This window comes from Leifsonia psychrotolerans, from assembly GCF_013410665.1.
In the GTDB taxonomy this organism is placed as follows: Bacteria; Actinomycetota; Actinomycetes; order Actinomycetales; family Microbacteriaceae; genus Cryobacterium; species Cryobacterium psychrotolerans_A.
In genome coordinates this window covers 2104942-2124715 of record NZ_JACCFM010000001.1, presented here as the reverse complement: position 1 = coordinate 2124715, position 19774 = coordinate 2104942, and the positions used below count along the sequence as shown (strand labels likewise).

Sequence of the window (19774 nt, the reverse complement as noted above, 5' to 3'; positions counted from 1 at the left end):
TTCGAGTCGGTACACGCAAGATGTTGAAACGACTTGACGACCACCCTGGTGGTTCATCACAAGATGTTTCGGCGGCTATAGCGAGAGGGAAACGCCCGGTCACATTCCGAACCCGGAAGCTAAGGCTCTCAGCGCCGATGGTACTGCAGGGGGGACCCTGTGGGAGAGTAGGACACCGCCGGACTTAACTTAGAAACACACAAGAAAGCCATCCCTTCGGGGGTGGCTTTCTTGCGTTAACGCGCCGCCCGCCGATCGACCCCGCCCACCGATCGACCCACCGTTGATCGAGCCCACGTTGATCGAGCGTGTCGAGATCTCGTGACCGTGTCTCGGGGCGGCTCGCCGGGTCTCGACAAGCTCGACCAGCGGAAAGGGGTCGTTGATCGATCCCACCGTTGATCGATCCCACCGTTGATCGAGCCTGTCGAGATCGCGTGAGTGCGTCTCGGGGATGGGTCGCCGGGTCTCGACGAGCTCGACCAGCGGAAGGGGCGTCGATCGACCCAAACCGTTGATCGAGCCTGTCGAGATCGCTTGAGTGCGTCTCGGGGGTGGGTCGCCGGGTCTCGACGAGCTCGACCAGCGGAAGGGGCGTCGATCGACCCAAACCGTTGATCGAGCCTGTCGAGATCGCGTGAGTGCGTCTCGGGGGCGGCTCGCCGGGTCTCGACGAGCTCGACCAGCGGAAGGGGCGTCGACCAGCGGAAGGGGCGTCGACCAACGGAATGGGCGTCGTTGATCGAGCGTGTCGAGATCGCGTGACCGTGTCTCGGGGATGGCTCACCGGGTCTCCACAGACTCGACCGGGCAGCGTTTATGCCGTGCGGGCCTGGGCCAGCGGCGGGCGCGCTGGTTAGCGGTTCGGGAAGTCGTAGGGGAGGCCGTGGAGCACCGGCTCGAGACGCGCCTGCTGCGCCTGCTGACGCTGCAGGGCCGCGTACTCGCGGTCCCGTCGCATGGACTGCACGCCGGCCAGGAAGACCTCTGCCGGCACTGCGGGCAACGGCGACACGTACGGTGCTGCTTCTGCGGAGAGGGAGGCCGCAAGCCGTTCTCGAGACAGGGGGGTGAGCGCTGAAGCCTGACGCAGGAACTGCGCGATTCGGCGCGAGAGCGCGTCGGGAAGGAGTGCGACGTCGGCCGTCTGCGCCCACACGGTGAGTTCGGCGGGCAGCCCGGGCGCAGGGTCAGGGAGTCTCGGCACCCGCTCATGCTGGCTGTAGGTTCCGGCCAGCAGATCGCCGAGACGCTGTGAACGGCTGTTGAGAAGTGCGGTGGTGGCCGCGAGGCCCCCGAATGTCATATAGATCTCGATCACACCGACGAGTGCACGAATGAACGCATGGCGCAGACCAATCGCGCCGCCGTCGTCGCGGACGATCCGGGCCCCGACCGCAAGTTTTCCGAGGGAGCGACCCCGGGTCACCGTTTCGACAAGTGTCGGAACGATCAGGATTGAGAAGACAAGCGCCGAGACGGCCAAAGCCTGGCCGAGGGCTTCGTCGAGGACATCGGAGAAGACCGTGAAGATCAGGAGGAGAGTCAACAAATAGAACAGCAGATAGGCAACCCAGTCGATGATTGTTCCCGCGCCGCGCAGGACAATTCCGGCGGGCCGAACGTCGAGCGCCACGGCTTCGCCCGTGATGAGTTCGAACTCGTTCTGGGCACTGTTTTCGTGAACGTCAGACCGCGGGGGCTTCGCCATGTCTACTATTGAACCAGATGGATCTTGACGCCTACACAGCTGCGCACCGCGCCGAGTGGGACCGCCTCGCCGATTTGGGTGCGCAGCGGTCTCTTTCTGGCGCCCAGGCCGACGAACTGATTGGCCTGTATCAGGCCGGAGCCACCCACCTTTCAGCGGTGAAGACCACCGCCGGTTCCACCGTTCACGGTGATCGGCTCTCGGTGTTGCTCGCGCGCGCGCGCCTCCGCTTCACCGGTGCCGGCACCAACGTTCTGTCACGGGTACCTCGATTCTTCGTGCATCAGCTTCCCGCTGCGCTGTACCGCCTGCGCTGGCTCACGCTGGCTGTCGCTGTTGTCACCATCGTGGTTGCATCCCTCTACGCAGCCTGGGCGTTGGGCAATCCGCAGGTGCTGGCTAATTTCGGCTCCGACGCCGACCTGGCTCAGCTCGCCAACCACGACTTCGTCGACTACTACTCCGAGAATCCGGCTGCGTCGTTCGCCAGCCAGGTGTGGACGAACAACGCCTGGGTCGCCGCCCAGTGCATCGCATTTGGAATTGTCGGTGTGTACGTGCCGTATGTCATTCTGCAAAATGCGCAGAACATCGGCGTCAGCGCCGCAGTGTTGTTCGCCCACGATCAGGGCGACACCTTCTTCCTCTATATCCTCCCGCACGGTCTGCTCGAGCTGACCGCTATCTTCGTTGCGGCCGCCGGCGGCCTGCGCATCTTCTGGGCCTGGATCGTGCCCGGAGCGCGCACCCGAGGCCAGGCCCTCGCGGAAGACGCTCGCGCGCTGTTCACGGTGGCGATCGGCCTGGTCTTCGTGCTGCTTGTCTCGGGGGTCATCGAGGGTTTCGTCACGCCGGCACCCTGGCCATGGCCGGTCAAGATTGGAATCGGAGCTTGCGCTTTGGCCGCGTTCCTCGCCTACATGCTGATTCTGGGTCGGCGGGCAAGCCGGGCGGGTGAGACGGGCGACCTGACTGAGTTCGAGGCCGGCGCCCGGAGAATCTACGCCGGCTGACGGTTTCGCTAGAGTCGCCCCGCAGCCTTGAGAGCGATGTAGCGGTCGGCCAGAGTCGGCGGGAGCTCAGCGGGTGAAGCGGCGACGACATCCGCCCCGAGCTGCCGGATGGCGGCAGTAACGCGTGCCACGTCGAGAAGAGCTCGTTCGGCGGCGGCGGCGAGGTAGACCTCGTCGCGCGACGCTCGAATCTCTCTCGTTGTCAGGGCCAGAGGGTCGGTCACGGATGCGACGAGAACGGTGTGGCGTCGCGTGAGCTGCGGCAGGATCGAGAGCAGCCCGGATGACGAACCCGCTGCGTCGACGGCTGTGATGAGTACGACCAGAGCCCGCTGGCTGGTGATCTGACGCACCTGCGCGGGAACCGCCGACCAGTCCATCTCAATCAGTTCAGGTTCGATGAGAGCCATCGTGTCGACCATGCGTGAGAGAAGTTCGGCACCGTGCGCCCCCTGTACTCGGCCTCGACTGCGCCGGTCATAGGCGAGGAAGTCGACGCGGTCGCCCGCGCGGGACGCCAGCGCTGCCAACAACAGCGACGCCTCGAATGCGGTGTCGAGCCGCGGCTCATCTTCGACTCGTGCGGCAGAGGTGCGCCCGGTGTCGAGCACGATCACGATCCGACGATCGCGTTCCGGGCGCCAGGTGCGCACCATGACATCGTTGCGTCGTGCTGTCGCACGCCAGTCAATCGAGCGCACATCGTCGCCCCGTACATACTCGCGGAGCGAATCGAACTCCGTGCCCTGCCCGCGCATCATCACGCTGGTGCGCCCGTCGAGTTCTTTCAAACGAGACAATCGTGAGGGCAGATGTTTGCGCGAGTGGAACGGGGGCAGCACACGGATCAGCCCGGGCGCGTCGAGTGTCGCCTGCCGTGCCCAGAGACCCAACGGACCGAAGGAGCGCACGGTCACGTGCGCCACTCGGCGTTCCCCGCGACGCACCGGAGTGAGCCGGAGGCTCACCAGGCGACGTTCGCCCGCTGGTATCAGCACGCGGGTGCGGTTGTTACCCGCTCCCGCCGACGGCTGCCACGCATCCCGCACAATGGCATGCAGGCGATGCGTGCCTGTATTGGTGAGATACAACTCACTCGTGACCGATTCACCCAGCCGCACTCGGCTCGGAAGCGCACGGCTGAGCGCCACCGTGCGGGGCGAAGCGGCGAGCATCAGGTCGGACAGGCCGAGCACCAGCACGAAGAGCAGCCACAATCCGAGCACGCCGAATGCGGCGCCCGGCTCCCCACCCAACAGCACGAGAGGGAGAACGCCGAGGGCGACCAAAAATACGAAGCGTCCGGTGAGTGTCATCGCGGTGGCCTAGATCGGGACCTGAACCTGCTGCACGATCGAACGCAGGATGGCGTCGACGTCGACGCCTTCGAGCTCCGCTTCCGGTCGCAACTGAATTCGGTGGCGCCACACCGGCAAGACCATGGCCTGCAGGTGGTCGGGGGTGATCGAGTCGTAGCCGTTCAGCCAGGCCCACGCCTTCGCGGCCGCCAGCAGAGCCGTGGATCCGCGGGGACTGACTCCGAGCCTGACAGACGGGCTGTGACGGGTAGCGCGGGCAAGATCCACGAGGTAGGCGAGCACATCGGCGCTTGCTCCAACGGCCGCGACGGATGCTTGTGCCGCAGCCAAGTCGTCTGCGCCCAGAACCGGCGTGACACCTGCCGCGGCGAGATCACGAGGGTTGAAACCGGTGGCGTGCCGACGCAGCACTTCGACCTCGGTCTCGCGGTCAGGAAGATCGAGCACCAGTTTGACCAGGAAACGGTCGAGCTGGGCCTCGGGCAGCGTGTACGTACCCTCGTATTCGATAGGGTTCATCGTCGCAGCCACAATGAACGGAACGGGGAGCGGCAGCGTCGTGCCGTCGACGCTGACTTGACGTTCCTCCATCGCTTCGAGAAGCGCGGACTGGGTCTTGGGCGGAGTTCGGTTGATCTCATCGGCGAGCATGATATTCGTAAACACCGGCCCGCGCCGAAACTCGAATTCGCCTGAGTTCGCATCGTAGATCAACGAGCCGGTGACGTCGCCCGGCATGAGATCCGGCGTGAACTGGACTCGCTTCGTGTCGAGACTGAGCGCATGACTGAGCGACCGGACCAGGAGGGTCTTGGCCACACCGGGCACCCCCTCGAGCAGTACATGGCCGCGCGCGAGCAGGGCGATGAGCAGGCCGGTGACGGCGCCGTCTTGGCCGACAACCGCTTTGCCGACCTCGGCTCGAACCTGGGCGAGCGACTGGCGAAGGGTATCGCTGGTCTGGGCTGTAGTCGTCATTGGTCCATTCTTCTGTTGGGGGGAGCAGGGTGAGTGGTGGCGCTGCCCGTCGCGCGAGCGGTTGTCTGCTCCAGCTGGGCGAGTTGGTCGGAGAGTCGAAGGAGATCTCGATCGCTGCGCGGCAGACTGTCGCGCACAATGGCCAGCACCTCGGTGACAGGCCGTCTCGTGAGGGCTGCGACGGCCTGGGCGATCTCTGTCACGCTGGCTGTGCGCGGGAGGCCGGTCATGTCGACGAGCCGCTGCAGTGTGCCGATGCGCACGGCGTCGATGGCTCGTAATCGAGCTGAGGTGCGGGCATAGAGCCGGGCGCGACCCTCCATCGTCTCGCTGGCTCTGACGATGACGGGAAGATTCTCGCCGACCAGCGGCCCGAAACGGCGCCCCCGCCACACCATGGCGGCTAAGGCCGTCAGAACGAGAAGCAGAAGTACAGGGGTGACCCAGCCAGGAGCGAGCTGGCCGAGTGAGGGCGGTCCGGACCGTGCGACATCCGCCAGCGTGGGGACATACCAGATCACAGAGTCGGATGCCCCGAGCAGGTTAAGGGCAAGCGCCGCATTCCCGAACGTGGCAATTTCGTCGTTGCTGAACACCGCGTTCGGGGCGACAAGCGTCACGACGCCTCCGTCGCTGACCTGTTCGATCACCGAGAAGGTGTTGTCGCCGCTTGGGAAACAGCCGGTGAGGCCGGGGGCACCCGGGGTGATCAGGCGCAGCGTGCGCCCGCCAGGGGAGAGTGTCGCGGCGTGGCGAGCTGCAGGCACGGCGCAGTCGGCGCTGAGCGTCTTCGCGGCGGAGACCCCACCGAAGCCGATTGCGGAGTCGAACTGGTCAAGAACAAGAAAATCGGGGTTCGCGACGACGGTGCGTGGGGCGAGGTTCAGGACCTCCGTGATCTGGTCACCGTTGAGATAGCCGCCTTCGTCAGCGAGGAAGAGCGTGGACTGCGGATGCGTGGCGATTGTGGCCCGTGCGACCTCAAGCGTGGGGGCCGCCGTCACTCTCACACCGTGCTGGCGGAGAACCTCGACGAGGGCCCTACTGCCACCCGGCGTTGGATTGTCGGCGCCAAGCGGGGGACCACCCGGTTGGCCGCCGCCAGCGATCACCGTTCCAACGATGGCGACAAGAAGCGCACCGACACCGGCAGCCACCCAAAAGCCGGCTCGCCGCGCAGCAGCGCGCAGGGTCGGTGTTGATGACGGCGCGTCAAATGGCGGAGGGCCAGCGTCGTTCACAGCGACGGGGTTGTGGCCAGCGACCGTCATGAGTGTCGCTCCCCGGAGGCCGAGGATAGGTCGACCGAGGTGTCCGATGAGGTATCCAGCGAGGGCCGGGCGTCGCGCAGCACGCCATCAAGCGTGACAAGAGCGCGGTAGTCTGCATCGGTGCCGGGGCTGCCGAGATAGCGGATCTGATCGAATGTTCGCGCGGCTGCGACGAGGGCGTTGCTGTGTGCGGGGAAAGCACCAGCGGCACGCCGCGCGAAATCGGTCGCCGTCGTGCCGGGGCTTGGCGCCAGGATCGTGCGCTCAAACAGGCTGCGGGCGATGGCGCGGAACGCTTCTTCGCAGGCGAGATCCCAGGTGCCGGCCGCCGCGGCGGTGCGGGCGGCGTGACGCATGGCATCCGCACTTCGCTCGTCGCTGTCACCAAACATCGAGTGGCGCAGATCGCTGCGGCGATTCAGCCTCGGCACCCCGAACACAAGGAAACAGACCACACACGCCACCGCGACAATCACGGTGAGGATGAGGGGAATCCACGGCTCGAATCCGTCGCCGCTCGGCGCGACCAACGAACCGAGCCAGTCGAAGAATGCCTTGGACGCCTCATCAAACCAAGTGGGTTTGGCCGCCTGATAGGGCGCCTTCCCCAATTCGTCGCGCAGCAGTTGTCGAGCGTCTGGCGCATCGGGGTCGACGGGGATGGTGCCGATTACTCTCATGCCTGAGCGCGGGTCAGGTAGGGATCGGGTAGCGGCGCGGATCCGAACTGTGCAGCAGCGCTCGCCGCTTCGACGAAACGCTGCAATTCAAGATCGAGGCCCTCGGTGCGCATGCGCAGATCGATGTAAATCAACGCAGTGGTCGCCGATTGGATGACGGCGGCGATCGCTCCGAGAACCAGCGAGACGAGCAGAAGGACCAGATAGAGAATGATCGCCGGTACGAGCGTGTCGAATGAACCGGTCGGGTCAAGCACCGAGGTCGTCACTGAAAAGAGCAGGCTGATCGGGGTCGTGATGATCTGGGTGACGATGCTGACGATCGCGGCCACAAGAAACTGCACGCCGAGTGTGCGCCAGAAATAGCCGATTGTGAGCGACCATGATCGTCGTACGGCGCGACGGATGCTGAGACGTTCGAGAACGATGAGGCTCGGCACGAGCGACGTGCGGGTAACCAACCAGACGCCGCCGGCAACGAGCGCGAGACCGCCGATGATGCCGGTGACGACGGCCAGAGCGATCCAGGCACCCCCGAGCAGAACCAGCACGGTCACCAGACCGGCGACCAGAGCAACCGCGAGCAGGCCCGCGGCCCCGAGCAGCAGAGTCCACAGCACGAGTGGCCAGAGCCGGCGTCCGACGGAGCGCCAGAGAGCAGAAAGCGTCAATTTTTCGCCCAGTGTCGCTCGAGCTACCTCGAGCACGATGACACCTTGTAGCAGAGCCGAAGCGATGATCGTCAGCACCAGGGGGACGAGCGCCGATAATGCGACGAGGGTTAACGACCCAGCGGCCACGGCATCACGCTCGCCGATCGGTGCAGACTCGATGCGGCCAACCGCGAAGAAACCGGCGGCGCCGACAACCAGCAGCGTCACGACGGCACTCACAGACTGAATGAGCAATGCACTGCCGAATGTGGCCTTCGGGTTGCGCTTCACGACCTGAAAAGGCGCGCCGAGGAGAGCTCCGAAGCTGAGCGGACGCAGCGGAATGAGCCCAGGCTTCGGCGGCGGGGCCCAGCCTTGTGACGCTTGTGGGTACTGGCCGGGGTACTGGCCCGGGTACTGGCCGGGCTGCTGCCCCGGGTACGGCCCCGGCTGTGCCGACGCTGCGTGGGAGGGAGGTGGTGCGGTCTGCTGCCCGTAGTGGGGAGCAACGGGAGTCGTCAGGGGTGGGACCACGGGTGGGACGACGGGCGGGACCGCCGGATGGCCGGGGGGTTGGCCGTCTGTCGGATTCGTGGGCTGGCCGGGGGGAGGCATGGGCACAGGCCAGTTTTGCGGGTCAGTCACGTCTCAATGCTGGCATACGATGACCCAGAATGAGGATCTCAGGCGTTCGACCGGCCTACTCGGCTAGTCTGGGGCCAGAGATTGCAGCCGCCGCCGCCCGATTGGCGTGCCCCAAGCGAAAAATGGATGAATGAGCGCACGCATTTTGGTGGTCGATGACGATCCCGCCCTGGCGGAAATGATCGGAATTGTGTTGAACAGCGAAGGGTTCGAGACGGACTTCTGTGCGGACGGAGCACAGGCGCTCGGATCATTCCACGAGACCAAACCCGACCTGGTCCTTCTCGATCTCATGCTGCCCGGCCTCGACGGCATCGAGGTGTGCCGGTTGATTCGTGCCGAATCCGGCACGCCCATAATCATGCTGACGGCGAAGTCAGACACGACCGATGTCGTCAAAGGGCTGGAGTCGGGGGCGGACGACTACATGGTCAAACCGTTCAATCCGAAGGAACTCGTCGCCCGCATCAAGACTCGGCTGCGCCCGTCGCCGGCAGCGATGTCCGGGCGGCTGCAGATCGGTGATCTGGTGGTGGACGCCGCAGGGCACGAGGTGAAGCGTGGCGACCGACGTATCAACCTGACCCCGCTCGAATTCGATCTGCTTCTCGCGCTGGCCTCAAAACCGCAGCAGGTTTTCACTCGAGAAATGCTTCTCGAGCAGGTGTGGGGTTACCACTACAAAGCGGACACTCGCCTCGTGAACGTGCATGTGCAGCGCTTGCGAGCCAAGGTCGAGGACGACCCGGATAATCCACGCATTGTGATGACGGTGCGTGGCGTCGGCTACCGGGCCGGCGCGGTGGGATAGAACGGTGGCAGCTCGCCCCGTCTCCTACGGCGGGCGGACTCTGCTGCACCGGGTCGCAGTATTGTGGCGCTCATCACTGCAATTTCGCACGGTCGGTATCACTGTTGTGCTTTCGGGGCTGGCGATTCTGCTCGTCGGCGTCTACATGTCGGTCAGCATCGGTAACGATCTCTTCCAATCCCGGCTGAATCAGGTGCTCCTCGACTCAAACCGGGCGACGAATGCCGCCCAGGGTGTTCTCGATTCATCGGATGCTGCAGATCGCGTTCAGGTTCAGGCGCTGATGGGTTCGGCACGCACGTTAATTTCAGCGACCTCGTCGAGCCGGCTGATTGCCGTACTGCGAGTGCCCGGTCAGGAGGGGTCCAGCGTCGTTCCGCAGGACTCATCGACTTTTGGTGCGTCGACCGACGTGATCTCTGACCAGCTCCGAGCCGCAGTACGTGAAAATACGGGTGAGCAGTTTTGGCAGTCGGTGACGCTCTCGAACGATGACGGTGAGCAGTACCCGGGTATCGTCGTCGGCTCGCAGCTGTCGGTGCCGGTGGCTGGACGGTATGAGCTCTACATCGGCTACAGCCTGCAGGACGCAGAGGCGACGTTGCTGTTCGTGCAGGGCACGCTCGGCATCGCAGCACTTGCCCTGATGCTGTTGATCGGGGCGGTGACCTGGATCGTTGTTCGTTTCGTGGTGACGCCGATTCGTGTGGCTGCGGAGATGAGCCAGCGGCTGGCGGCGGGCGAACTTGAAGTGCGCATTCCAGAAAAGGGCGAAGACGTCATCGCGACGCTCGCGCGCTCCTTCAACGGCATGGCGAATGCGTTGCAGAGCCAGATCAAAGAGCTGGCCGACCTCTCCGAAGTTCAGCAACGGTTTGTCTCGGATGTCTCCCATGAGCTGCGCACTCCGCTCACCACCATCCGGCTGGCCGGCGACGTGCTGTACGACCAGCGTGCCGGTTTCGCGCCCGCGACGGCGCGCACGGCCGAGCTCCTGCACACCCAGGTCGAGCGCTTTGAACTTCTACTCGGGGACCTGCTCGAGATCAGCCGCTATGACGCGGGCTCCGTGCAGGTCGAGGCAGAGCCCACCAACCTGGTTCACCTCGCCGAGGACGCCATCGACAGCATGCGTTCGCTCGCTGAATCGAAGGGGAGCGAGCTCCACCTCGTCGCTCCTGGCGGCCACCTGAACGCTGATGTGGACCCACGTCGCATCCGTCGAATTCTGCACAATCTCATCGGCAATGCCATCGAGCACGGAGAGGGTAAACCAGTGGTCGTGGCGGTCGATAGCAATGCAAACGCAGTGGCCCTGTCCGTACGGGATTACGGGCTTGGAATGAGCAAAACCGATGTTGAGCATGTCTTTGACCGGTTCTGGCGTGCCGACCCCTCCCGACAACGCACGATCGGAGGCACCGGGCTCGGTCTGGCGATTTCGCTCGAGGACGCAACGGTGCACGGGGGGGTGTTAGAGGTGTGGTCGGGCGAAGGGCAGGGATCGAGTTTTCGGCTGACGCTGCCGCGGCGAGCCGGCGAGCCGTTCACCGATTCACCGATTCCGTTGCCGCCCGACGACGCGGGAGCAGCCGACTATGAGAATCCGATCGGCGACCAGGATTCAGGAGGAAACCATGGGTAGCGCGCGACGGAATCGATGGAACGTGGTTGTGTTGATCGTCACCGCCGGGCTCGTGCTCAGCGGATGTTCGGGAATTCCGCGTACCGGCCCCGTGGAGGCCGGCCGGACCGTCGTGCAGAGCGATTCGCCGGCCCCGATCTTTCTCCCGTCGGGTCCCGAGAAGGGCGCGAGCCAGGATGCCATCCTGCGCGGCTTCATCGACGCATCGTCGAGCCCCGAAAACAGCTACCAAATTGCGCGGGAGTTTCTGGATCCGGCAGCCGACACTTCGTGGGATCCGGATGCCGGCGTCACCATCGACGATGGATCGAACCGCATCGTCACCGTCGTCGACGACGAGGCGATGCAGTTGTCGGTCAGACCCGTTGCCGAAGTCAACGGAGATGGTGAGTATCGCGAGGTAGTCTCCTCCGCACCGGTCACTCTGCTGTTCCACTTTGTGAAGGTCGACGGCCAGTGGCGGATCAGCCAACCGCCGAATGGGATCGTGATCGACCAGAGTACATTTGGTGACGTTTTCAGCCAGCAGGCTCTTTACTTCTTCGACCCTAGCTTTCGGTACCTGGTTCCCGACCTGCGTTGGTTCCCCCGTGGTGCGTCGGCGCCCACCAAGATTGTGAACGCGGTACTGGCCGGCCCCAGCGCCTGGCTCAGCGAAGCAGTGACGACGGCCTTCCCCGAAGGCACCAAGCTCACGGCCGATGCGGTGCAGGTGGTCTCGCGTGAAGCCCAGGTTGACTTGAACTCTGAGGCGTTGAACGCCGATCGGCTCACCCTGCAGCGGATGAAGTCACAGCTCACGAACAGCCTGCCCGCGGGTCTGGGCGTCACAATTACCATCAACCACAACTCGCAGGATATCGGCGAGTTGGGGGCCGCTGCGCCTCTTGTCGATCCTCGTGGCGACGCTCGAGCGTTGATTCTGCGCGACGGAGAGTTCGGGTTTCTGGGAGCCAGCGACGACACGCTCACCCCGGTCGAGGGTCTCTCGACGACGATTGCTGCGCTGGACCCCACCGCAGTAACCCTCGCTGCTGGTCAACGTTTTGCCGCTGTGCTCGCCCCCGGGGGCGTCTACGGCGTGGCCGCCGATGCGCAAGCCAACCTGCTCGATCCTCGGGGCGGATTGATCGCACCATCCGTCGATCCCTTCGACTACGTCTGGTCGGTTCCTGCGGACCGGCCGGGCGAATTGTTTGCCTACGGGCCAACGGGTGAGGCGATCGCAGTTCACACCTCCTGGCCGGAGGCTTCATCGATTCAGTCACTGGTTCTCTCTCGTGACGGCACCCGGTTGGTTGCGCTGCTGCGCACCGGAACCGATCTGCGTTTTGTTGTGGCCGCGATCCACCGGGAGAAGCTGGCTCCGGTCAGCCTCGGCGACCCGCTCAGCCTCGCTTCGAGCGGAAGCATGCCCTTGGGGGCCACCTGGGTCAACAACCTCACGGTCGCGTCGCTGAGTGCGACGCCGAGTGGAACCGAGCAGATCATCGCTCAGACGATCGGTGGGATGAGCGCACCGCTTGAGCCTGCACCGGAGAGCGTGTCGATCACCGGAGGCAACATACTGCGTGATCTGCGCTCTCTCTCGGTCGACTCGGGACTTCAGGTTCAGTGGGGAAGCGGGTGGCAGGAACGAATCGATTCGGTGCGATTGATTGCGACTCAGCAGGGCACGCGCTAGAGCGAAGTTGTGCACGGATGCCGCCCCGACATGGTCGGGCGCAGCGCCGACGTGCAGACTTACGTTTGTGATTCCGAGTCGATTGCTTTCAGCGCTGCGTGACGCGTGGGCTGTACTGCTGCCGACGAGTTGCCCGGGCTGCGAAGCGCCCGATCGAGCGCTCTGCGCTGACTGCCGTGCCGCACTCCTTCCAGCGGTCCAACGTACCCACCGCGACGGCATCGCTGTGTGGTCGGCCCTGAACTATGACGGGGTCGTGCGCCGGGTGATCGGCGCGTACAAGGAGGGAGGGCGCACCGATGTCGCCTCGCCGCTGGCCGAGGCACTCCGCGAAGCTCTCCGGGCGACGATTAACGCCGCCGTCGCCGGCGGCCCCGGAATCGAACTGGTGACGGTTCCTTCCACGCGCGCTGCCTGGCGGGGTCGGGGCTACCACCCCGTCAATCTCCTGCTGAAACGGGCGGCGCTGCGGCCGAGTCGCGTGCTGAGACAACACGGGATGATCCGTGATCAGGTCGGGCTCGGACGCGAAGCGCGCAGCAGAAATAAGCGCGGAACGCTCCATGCTCCCCGCTCTCTCGCCGGACGCCGCTTCGTCATCATCGACGACATTCTCACGACCGGGGCCACAGTTCGGGAGGCGCGACGCGCCGTGATCGAGGCGGGTGGCGAGGTCGTTGGTATCGCCACTTTGGCTCAAACCCAGCGGCTTTACCCCGATCATCGGCACTCCCAGCAAACTGATCAGCAAATGCTGTGACTTCTGCGCCTGGCCCCGCTACGGTGGATCTAAAGGCGCGAAACATCGCCCAGAGAAGGGCGTTTCGCCAGATCTGGAGGTCGTCATGGAAACAAACATCGTCGGACGAAATCTAGGGATCACTGATCGCTTTCGCGATTACGCAACAGAGAAAGCCGAAAAGGTCGAGAGTCTGGCCGAGAAAGCTCTTGCCCTTGAAATCAAGGTGAGCAGGCACGGCGAGAAGAACGGGGCAACCGGGCCGGATCGGGTAGAACTCACCCTGATCGGCAAGGGCCCGGTCGTGCGGGCCGAAGCAGACGGCTCAGACAAGTACGCCGCGTTCGATGTGGCCTTGGGGCGGCTGATGGAACGTGTCCGCCGTGCCAAAGATCGTAAAAAGGTGCACCGTGGGGGCGCTCACCGCCCCACGTCACTGCAGGAGGCGTCGTCGGATGGCTTCCGCGTGGTCGATATCACCCCGGCGAGCAGCGAAACCATGGAACGCGTGCGGACCGGTGCCATTCCGATTCTGAACGACGAGACCGTCGGTGAAGACGTCGAGGAAGAATACAGCCCCGTGGTGATCCGCCGGAAGGTGTTCGATTCTGCGCCCATGACCGTCGACGACGCACTCTACTTCATGGAGCTCGTCGGCCATGATTTTTACCTGTTCCAAGACGCGCAATCGCTTCGCCCCAGCGTGGTCTACCGCCGCAAAGGCTGGGACTACGGTGTGATCGAGCTGGGTGAGGTCACTGAACTGGTCGAACTGAGGGAAGCTGCAGTCGGACGGGGTCGTTGACCAAGTAGCATTGCTAGAGTTGCCGGCTCTGTCGGCGCGCTGGTCGGCGCCAGAACGTGGCGTCGACCAGACGGCAGGCGTATGCATGCGCCGTGACGACTAGTGGAGTGCATCCGTGGCCTCAATTCTTGAAAAGGTTCTTCGTGTTGGCGAGGGGCGTATCCTGCGCCGTCTCGAGAACTACGCGAAGGCAATCAACGCGCTTGAAGACGACTTCAAAGGCCTCAGCGACGAGGAACTGAAGAACGAGACCACGACGCTGCGTGAGCGCTACTCCAACGGTGAATCACTCGATGACCTGTTGCCGGAGGCGTTCGCCGCGGTGCGTGAAGCATCGACGCGAACACTGGGTTTGCGTCACTTCGACGTGCAGTTGATGGGCGGCGCAGCGCTGCACCTGGGCAATATCGCCGAGATGAAGACCGGTGAGGGCAAGACGCTTGTCGCGACGACGGCCGCTTACCTGAACGCCATCACGAGCCGCGGCGTGCACGTCATCACGGTCAACGACTACCTGGCCAGCTACCAGAGCGAGCTAATGGGGCGCGTCTTCCGCGCCCTGGGAATGACCACGGGGTGCATCGTTTCGGGGCAGACTCCGGAACAGCGCCGCGAGCAGTACGCCGCGGACATCACCTACGGCACGAACAACGAGTTCGGATTCGACTACCTGCGCGACAACATGGCCTGGCAGACCCAGGACATGGTGCAGCGCGGGCACTACTTTGCCATCGTCGACGAGGTCGACTCGATCCTGATCGATGAGGCTCGTACCCCGCTGATCATCTCGGGACCCGCCTCCGGCGAGGCCAACCGCTGGTTCAACGAGTTCGCCGGCCTGGCCAAGCGGCTCGTGGCCGATGAAGATTTCGAGGTCGATGAGAAGAAGCGCACCATCGGTGTACTTGAGCCCGGCATCGAAAAGGTCGAGGATTACCTCGGCATCGACAACCTTTACGAGTCGGCCAACACTCCGCTGATCTCGTTCTTGAACAACGCCATCAAAGCGAACGCTCTGTTCAAGAAAGACAAAGACTATGTGGTGATGAACGGTGAGGTGCTGATCGTCGACGAGCACACCGGCCGTATTCTGATGGGCCGCCGATACAACGAGGGCATCCACCAGGCGATCGAGGCAAAAGAAGGGGTCGCGGTCAAGGCCGAGAACCAGACTTTGGCCACCGTGACTCTGCAGAACTACTTCCGCTTGTATTCGAAGCTGTCCGGCATGACCGGTACCGCCGAGACCGAGGCGGCCGAGTTCATGAGCACCTACAAGTTGGGTGTCGTGCCGATTCCGACGAATAAGCCGATGCAGCGCATCGACCAGTCGGACCTCGTCTACAAGAACGAAGAGGCCAAGTTCGGTCAGGTCGTCGAAGATATCGTCGAGCGTCACGCCAAAGGCCAGCCTGTGTTGGTGGGCACCACCAGTGTTGAGAAGAGCGAATACCTCTCGCGACTGCTGGCGAAGAAGGGCGTGCGGCACGAAGTGCTGAACGCAAAGAACCACGCGCGCGAGGCAGCGATCGTCGCACAGGCCGGTCGACTCGGCTCGGTCACAGTGGCCACGAACATGGCCGGTCGTGGAACCGACGTCATGCTCGGCGGAAACGCCGAATTCCTGGCTGTTGCGGCGATGAACGCCAAGGGCCTCAGCCCGGTTGAAACCCCCGATGAATACGAGACCGAGTGGGACGATGTCTTTGCCGAAGTCAAGAGCGGAGTCGACGAAGAAGCCGAGAAGGTCATCGCAGCCGGCGGTCTCTATGTTCTCGGCACCGAGCGCCACGAGTCCCGCCGGATCGACAACCAGCTGCGCGGACGCAGCGGACGTCAGGGCGACCCGGGCGAGAGCCGTTTCTACCTGTCGCTGACCGATGACCTGATGCGCCTGTTCAACGCCAGCGGTGCCGAAGCGCTGATGGGCCGCCAGGGTGTGCCGGATGACATGGCCATTGAGTCGAAGATCGTCAGCCGTGCCATCCGCAGTGCGCAGTCGCAGGTCGAGGGCCGCAACGCGGAGATTCGCAAGAACGTGCTGAAGTATGACGATGTGTTGAACCGTCAGCGTGAGGCGATCTACAGCGATCGCCGCCACATTCTCGAAGGTGACGACCTGCACGAGCGTACGCAGAAGTTCCTCGAAAACGTGATCGACGAGGTGCTGAACGTTCACACGGGTGAAGGAAACGGCGATGACTGGGACTTCGACGCTCTGTGGACCGAGCTGAAGACCCTGTATCCGGTGGGCCTGACCATCGACGAGGTCGTCACTGAAGCCGGCAACCGTGGAAAGATCAACCGCGATTTCATGCGCCGCGAGATTCTGTCTGACGCGAAGGTCGCCTACCAACGCCGTGAGGAATCGCTCGGATCGCCGGCGATGCGCGAGCTGGAACGTCGTGTGGTGCTCTCGGTGATCGACCGTCGCTGGCGTGACCACCTCTACGAAATGGACTATTTGAAGGACGGCATCGGCCTGCGAGCCATGGCCCAGCGCGACCCGTTGGTCGAATACCAGCGTGAAGGCTTCGCAATGTTCCAGCAGATGATGGGGCAGATCCGCGAGGAGACCGTCGGATTCCTCTTCAACCTCGAGGTCGAGGTCAGTCAAGGCGCGGGAGAGATCTCGACTCCAGTCGTCGCGGCGAAGGGCCTCACGCCCGCTGAAACACCCGGCGAGAAGCTCAGCTACACGGCTCCGAGCGACTCGGGTGGAGTCGAAGTGCGCAATCAGCGCGGACAGATTCAGCAGGCTGCCACGGATCGCGCCCGCAAGGCTGCTGCTCCCGCCGCGGAGGAGGAGGCACCCGCAAGCACCGTCCGTGGTGCGTTCGGTCAGAAGACCGAGGGTGCGGCTCCGGCCAATCGTGCAGAACGCCGCTCACAGGGTAAGAAGAACTAGCGCCCCCTGAATGGAGGTATGAGACCGGCGGCCCTGTGGGCCGCCGGTTTCCACCTTAAGTTCGATGTCTGCAACGGATGCCCTCGGACAGACTGAACACATGATGAAATTGTTCTACGCCGCATTCGGCTACATGATTGTCGGCGTCCTGTCCGGCCTGTATTACCGTGAGTTCACCAAGGCCCACGATTTCACCGGGGCCACCCAACTTGGCCTGGTGCACACACATCTGCTCACCCTGGGCTTCATCGTTTTGCTCATCGTGCTGTTGCTCGAGAAGCAGTTTGGGTTGACGCAGAGTTCCCTGTTCAACTGGTTCTTCTGGACCTACAACGCGGGGCTTGTCGTCACCGCGGCCGCACTTGCCGTGCACGGTTCGCTGACGGTGGTCGGCCAGGAGTCGAGTAGCGCGATCGCCGGTATTGCGGGACTGGGTCACATTGCGCTCTCGACAGGGATGGTGCTGCTCTTCCTCGCGCTGAGGAGCCGCATTCTGGCGACGAAGGACGACCCGGCGACGTCCGTTACAGGACGTTAATTGCGCACGCTCGCCAGCGGCTGTCGAGGCCTTCCAAGCGCAACGCGACGGCGCGCACCCGCACCCTGCTGTGCACGATGACGACAGCCTCAACCACCCCGTCACGCGGCTCGGACATCGTGATGTGACCGATTGTGATTGTGGGCCGCTGCGCCCGGCGTCCGGTCACGGCGCGTGCTCTCGCTGATAGAACGACTCGGGTCAGAAGATGCTTATAGACATCGTCGGTAACCCACCGCGCGAGTTGGTCGAGGTCTCGCGCGCCGGCGAGCACCTCGATCACACAGCGGGTGAGGTTGATCAAGAGCGGTTCGGGGTCAGGGAGCTCGCTGCGTGAACTCGGCTGCTGGCCAAAGAAGTCATCGTGAGTGAACTTGTCGGGTGAGGCCTGAGCACGCCGAGTGCGGGCCACTTGGTCGTTCATTCCAGCTCCGATCTGGGTTTGTACAGTGCCTCATCGGGATGCCCGGGCACGCGAATAACGCAGGCCTCCCGCCCAGGCCAGGCCCCCATTCGGGGGTGAAGTGCGTTGGCGAGAACTCAACCACTCGACTGGTCCGCTGTCTAGCGCTTTTAGGCCCTGTGGATAACCCGCTCGCGCAGCTCCAACGCCCACTAGCTTCGGGGTGTGCGCTGGGACAATCTGTTTGACGACCTCGAAGGGCAGCTCGAGCACGAGTTGAACGTCGATGACAGTGACGCGCGTGCCGAGGAGGAACGGCTGCGTCTCGGGCGGCTTGCAGTGCGGAGCCGACTGATCGGCCTGAGCCGAGCAGGCGGCGGCACCGGCACTCTCCCGGTGCGAATCGTGCTGGTTTCCGGTGAGACGATCCTTGTGCGCCCGGCGACGTTCGGCAGAGACTGGTTGGCCGGTGACGTCGTTTCGGCCGACACCGGGATGACGGAGCACCGTAGCCAGTCCGCGCTCGCCATGTGTGTGCTCCCATTCGCGGCCATCGCCGGCGTGGTGATGACCCCCGAGCAGATCCCGGACTCCCTGGCTAGCGAAGCCGATTCGGCGGCTCGCCTCATTGACAGGATCGGCCTGCCCTTTGTCTTGCGGGACCTGTGTCGACGCCGGAAGACAGTGGTAGTGCACATGCCCCGTGGGGCGTTGACCGGCACCATCGACCGCGTCGGTCGTGACCATCTCGACGTGGCTGTGCATCCGGCGGACTCACCGCGACGGGCACACGCCGTCACGGAATACCGTATCGTTCCGCTCGCGCAGATCCAGCTGGTGCTGCTGCGTTGAACCGTGAGGCGGGCGCGCTACCCGAAGCGATGAGGCACTCAGTCGCGCGGCGGGCGTTCTGTTTCGGGACGGATGATCTGCCCGCCGGAGAGCTCGGTAATATTCGCGAAGTCTGACTGCTCCCAGAGCGACAGCCGTCGCGCTTCTTCGTATTTCGCCTCGATGTAGGACTCGAGCACCCGGCGCTCGACGCGCCACGCATGGGCAGAACCCACGCGGATGGCGGGCAGTTCTCCGGTGCGCACCAGATCAAGCGCATCCGCTGCCGAAATGCTCAGGATCTCGGCCGTGTCGGTGAGTGTCAGAAAGCGCCCGAGAGAGTCGGGGGACACGGAATCGGTCATGCTCCGATTATGCGCCTGGGGCGAGGGGAGAAACCGTGGGGCACGCGGGCTGTGGATAACTTGCACGTGAAACGGCGTGGGCCGCCACGATTGGGACCCAAGGGCACGCTTCTTCGTGGCGTGACAGGCGAGGTGGCATCAGATGAGCGACACAACTCGGAACCGTCGAACCCGGTTTTGGTTCGATCCGCGGTTCTCAATCGGACTGGGACTCGTTGTGTGTGCGGTCGTCGGTGTTGTCGCGGTTGTGGCGCAGGCCGACTCGACGATCACGGTGCTCGCCGCACGGGAGACCCTCGCTGTGGGGGACCGGATCACGCCGGGCGACCTGGATTCCGTGCAGGTGAGACTAGGCGGGACCACGGAGCTCTACCTCACACCAGGGATAGTTCCCGAGGAGGGACTGCTCGTCACGCGCACAATCGCGGAGGGAGAACTTGTTCCCGCATCCGCCGTCGGCACGCGCTCCGGTGCCGACGTCACCCGGCTCGTCGCCCCGTTGAGCGGCGCGTTGGCCGCGTCGATCGGCGCGGGAAGCGTAGTGGACGTGTGGTCGGCCAAACACGATGACCGCGGACAGTTCGGGCCGCCAGCGGTGCTCGTCGACCAGGCATCCATCGTGCGAATCGTACCTGCTACCGGGTTTCTGGCTTCGGATGGTGCCGTCAACGTGGAACTGTTGGTTCCCCGCGACGCCGTGCCGGTGATGTTGGAAGCCATTGCGAACGGTGATGCGCTCGCTGTTGTTCCCGTCAACGCCGGGTTGGAGCGCTGA

General features: G+C 64.0%; 18 protein-coding genes and 1 rRNA gene. 11 read left to right on the top strand and 8 right to left on the bottom strand.

All coding sequences use genetic code 11. The features are described from left to right. Window positions 1-67 precede the first annotated feature (67 nt). Window positions 68-184 (top strand): 5S ribosomal RNA (gene rrf / locus HNR05_RS09920). Between the two features lie 672 nt (window positions 185-856). On the opposite strand, the gene HNR05_RS09915 is transcribed toward rrf, so the two are convergent. Then, complete coding sequence (locus HNR05_RS09915) at window positions 857-1711, bottom strand: RDD family protein (protein ID WP_179578860.1); 855 nt, start codon at window positions 1709-1711, stop codon at window positions 857-859. 17 nt (window positions 1712-1728) lie between these two features. Between HNR05_RS09915 and HNR05_RS09910 the strand changes: the two genes are divergently transcribed. Beyond that, window positions 1729-2724, top strand: coding sequence for a stage II sporulation protein M (locus HNR05_RS09910; protein ID WP_179578859.1), 996 nt, complete (start codon window positions 1729-1731; stop codon window positions 2722-2724). 8 nt (window positions 2725-2732) lie between these two features. Here the strand turns inward: HNR05_RS09910 and HNR05_RS09905 are convergent, their stop codons facing one another. Genes HNR05_RS09905 through HNR05_RS09885 form a run of 5 tightly spaced genes read right to left on the bottom strand, consistent with a single transcriptional unit; the run spans window position 2733 to window position 8270 of the window. Next, complete coding sequence (locus HNR05_RS09905; protein ID WP_179578858.1) at window positions 2733-4040, bottom strand: DUF58 domain-containing protein; 1308 nt, start codon at window positions 4038-4040, stop codon at window positions 2733-2735. Window positions 4041-4049: 9 nt separating this feature from the next. Then, window positions 4050-5021: an AAA family ATPase gene (locus HNR05_RS09900; RefSeq protein ID WP_179578857.1), complete on the bottom strand. Its 972-nt coding sequence runs from the start codon at window positions 5019-5021 to the stop codon at window positions 4050-4052. Next, a complete protein-coding gene (locus HNR05_RS09895) occupies window positions 5018-6292 on the bottom strand; it encodes a DUF4350 domain-containing protein (protein ID WP_179578856.1) in 1275 nt (424 codons plus the stop codon). The genes HNR05_RS09900 and HNR05_RS09895 overlap by 4 nt, the downstream gene beginning before the upstream one ends. Further along, a complete protein-coding gene (locus HNR05_RS09890; RefSeq protein ID WP_179578855.1) occupies window positions 6289-6972 on the bottom strand; it encodes a DUF4129 domain-containing protein in 684 nt (227 codons plus the stop codon). Before HNR05_RS09890 ends, HNR05_RS09895 begins: the two co-directional genes overlap by 4 nt. Further along, window positions 6969-8270 carry a proline-rich domain-containing protein gene (locus HNR05_RS09885; RefSeq protein ID WP_179578854.1) on the bottom strand — a complete coding sequence of 434 codons (1302 nt, stop codon included), beginning with the start codon at window positions 8268-8270 and terminating at the stop codon, window positions 6969-6971. The genes HNR05_RS09890 and HNR05_RS09885 overlap by 4 nt, the downstream gene beginning before the upstream one ends. Before the next feature lie 130 nt (window positions 8271-8400). Here HNR05_RS09885 and mtrA point away from each other — a divergent pair, with 130 nt between their 5' ends. The 7 genes from mtrA to HNR05_RS09850 all read left to right on the top strand — a co-directional run bounded on the left by mtrA (window position 8401) and on the right by HNR05_RS09850 (window position 17400). Further along, a complete protein-coding gene (gene mtrA / locus HNR05_RS09880; protein WP_179578853.1) occupies window positions 8401-9081 on the top strand; it encodes an MtrAB system response regulator MtrA in 681 nt (226 codons plus the stop codon). Between the two features lie 4 nt (window positions 9082-9085). Continuing rightward, window positions 9086-10726, top strand: coding sequence for an MtrAB system histidine kinase MtrB (gene mtrB / locus HNR05_RS09875; protein WP_179578852.1), 1641 nt, complete (start codon window positions 9086-9088; stop codon window positions 10724-10726). Next, window positions 10719-12410 (top strand): LpqB family beta-propeller domain-containing protein, encoded by a 1692-nt coding sequence (locus tag HNR05_RS09870; RefSeq protein ID WP_179578851.1) that lies wholly within the window; start codon window positions 10719-10721, stop codon window positions 12408-12410. Before mtrB ends, HNR05_RS09870 begins: the two co-directional genes overlap by 8 nt. Before the next feature lie 67 nt (window positions 12411-12477). Continuing rightward, entirely contained in the window at window positions 12478-13170 is a 693-nt protein-coding gene (locus tag HNR05_RS17945; RefSeq protein WP_179578850.1) for a phosphoribosyltransferase family protein, read from the top strand. Next, the gene (gene hpf / locus HNR05_RS09860; protein ID WP_425485079.1) at window positions 13076-13954 is read left to right on the top strand and encodes a ribosome hibernation-promoting factor, HPF/YfiA family; all 879 of its coding nucleotides are present in this window, start codon (window positions 13076-13078) and stop codon (window positions 13952-13954) included. Before HNR05_RS17945 ends, hpf begins: the two co-directional genes overlap by 95 nt. A 115-nt stretch (window positions 13955-14069) precedes the next feature. Continuing rightward, a complete protein-coding gene (secA, locus tag HNR05_RS09855) occupies window positions 14070-16862 on the top strand; it encodes a preprotein translocase subunit SecA (RefSeq protein ID WP_179578849.1) in 2793 nt (930 codons plus the stop codon). A 100-nt stretch (window positions 16863-16962) separates the two neighbouring features. Beyond that, window positions 16963-17400, top strand: coding sequence for a DUF2871 domain-containing protein (locus HNR05_RS09850; protein WP_179578848.1), 438 nt, complete (start codon window positions 16963-16965; stop codon window positions 17398-17400). On the opposite strand, the gene HNR05_RS09845 is transcribed toward HNR05_RS09850, so the two are convergent. Beyond that, window positions 17387-17824, bottom strand: coding sequence for an Rv3235 family protein (locus HNR05_RS09845; protein WP_218868862.1), 438 nt, complete (start codon window positions 17822-17824; stop codon window positions 17387-17389). The two genes, HNR05_RS09850 and HNR05_RS09845, sit on opposite strands and share 14 nt — an antisense overlap. 204 nt (window positions 17825-18028) lie before the next feature. On the opposite strand from HNR05_RS09845, the gene HNR05_RS09840 reads away from it, so the two are divergent. Continuing rightward, complete coding sequence (locus HNR05_RS09840) at window positions 18029-18655, top strand: hypothetical protein (protein WP_179578847.1); 627 nt, start codon at window positions 18029-18031, stop codon at window positions 18653-18655. 38 nt (window positions 18656-18693) lie between these two features. Here the strand turns inward: HNR05_RS09840 and HNR05_RS09835 are convergent, their stop codons facing one another. Then, complete coding sequence (locus HNR05_RS09835; RefSeq protein ID WP_179578846.1) at window positions 18694-18999, bottom strand: helix-turn-helix domain-containing protein; 306 nt, start codon at window positions 18997-18999, stop codon at window positions 18694-18696. A 142-nt stretch (window positions 19000-19141) separates the two neighbouring features. On the opposite strand from HNR05_RS09835, the gene HNR05_RS09830 reads away from it, so the two are divergent. Next, entirely contained in the window at window positions 19142-19774 is a 633-nt protein-coding gene (locus HNR05_RS09830; protein ID WP_179578845.1) for a hypothetical protein, read from the top strand.

Bases quoted from the DNA above. Each gene is read 5' to 3' on its own strand.
- HNR05_RS09915 (WP_179578860.1), bottom strand. From the start codon at position 1,711: ATGGCGAAGCCCCCGCGGTCTGACGTTCACGAAAACAGTGCCCAGAAC.
- HNR05_RS09910 (WP_179578859.1), top strand. From the start codon at position 1,729: ATGGATCTTGACGCCTACACAGCTGCGCACCGCGCCGAGTGGGACCGC.
- HNR05_RS09905 (WP_179578858.1), bottom strand. From the start codon at position 4,040: ATGACACTCACCGGACGCTTCGTATTTTTGGTCGCCCTCGGCGTTCTC.
- HNR05_RS09900 (WP_179578857.1), bottom strand. From the start codon at position 5,021: ATGACGACTACAGCCCAGACCAGCGATACCCTTCGCCAGTCGCTCGCC.
- HNR05_RS09895 (WP_179578856.1), bottom strand. From the start codon at position 6,292: ATGACGGTCGCTGGCCACAACCCCGTCGCTGTGAACGACGCTGGCCCT.
- HNR05_RS09890 (WP_179578855.1), bottom strand. From the start codon at position 6,972: ATGAGAGTAATCGGCACCATCCCCGTCGACCCCGATGCGCCAGACGCT.
- mtrA (WP_179578853.1), top strand. From the start codon at position 8,401: ATGAGCGCACGCATTTTGGTGGTCGATGACGATCCCGCCCTGGCGGAA.
- HNR05_RS09870 (WP_179578851.1), top strand. From the start codon at position 10,719: ATGGGTAGCGCGCGACGGAATCGATGGAACGTGGTTGTGTTGATCGTC.
- HNR05_RS09850 (WP_179578848.1), top strand. From the start codon at position 16,963: ATGATGAAATTGTTCTACGCCGCATTCGGCTACATGATTGTCGGCGTC.
- HNR05_RS09845 (WP_218868862.1), bottom strand. From the start codon at position 17,824: ATGAACGACCAAGTGGCCCGCACTCGGCGTGCTCAGGCCTCACCCGAC.
- HNR05_RS09835 (WP_179578846.1), bottom strand. From the start codon at position 18,999: ATGACCGATTCCGTGTCCCCCGACTCTCTCGGGCGCTTTCTGACACTC.
- HNR05_RS09830 (WP_179578845.1), top strand. From the start codon at position 19,142: ATGAGCGACACAACTCGGAACCGTCGAACCCGGTTTTGGTTCGATCCG.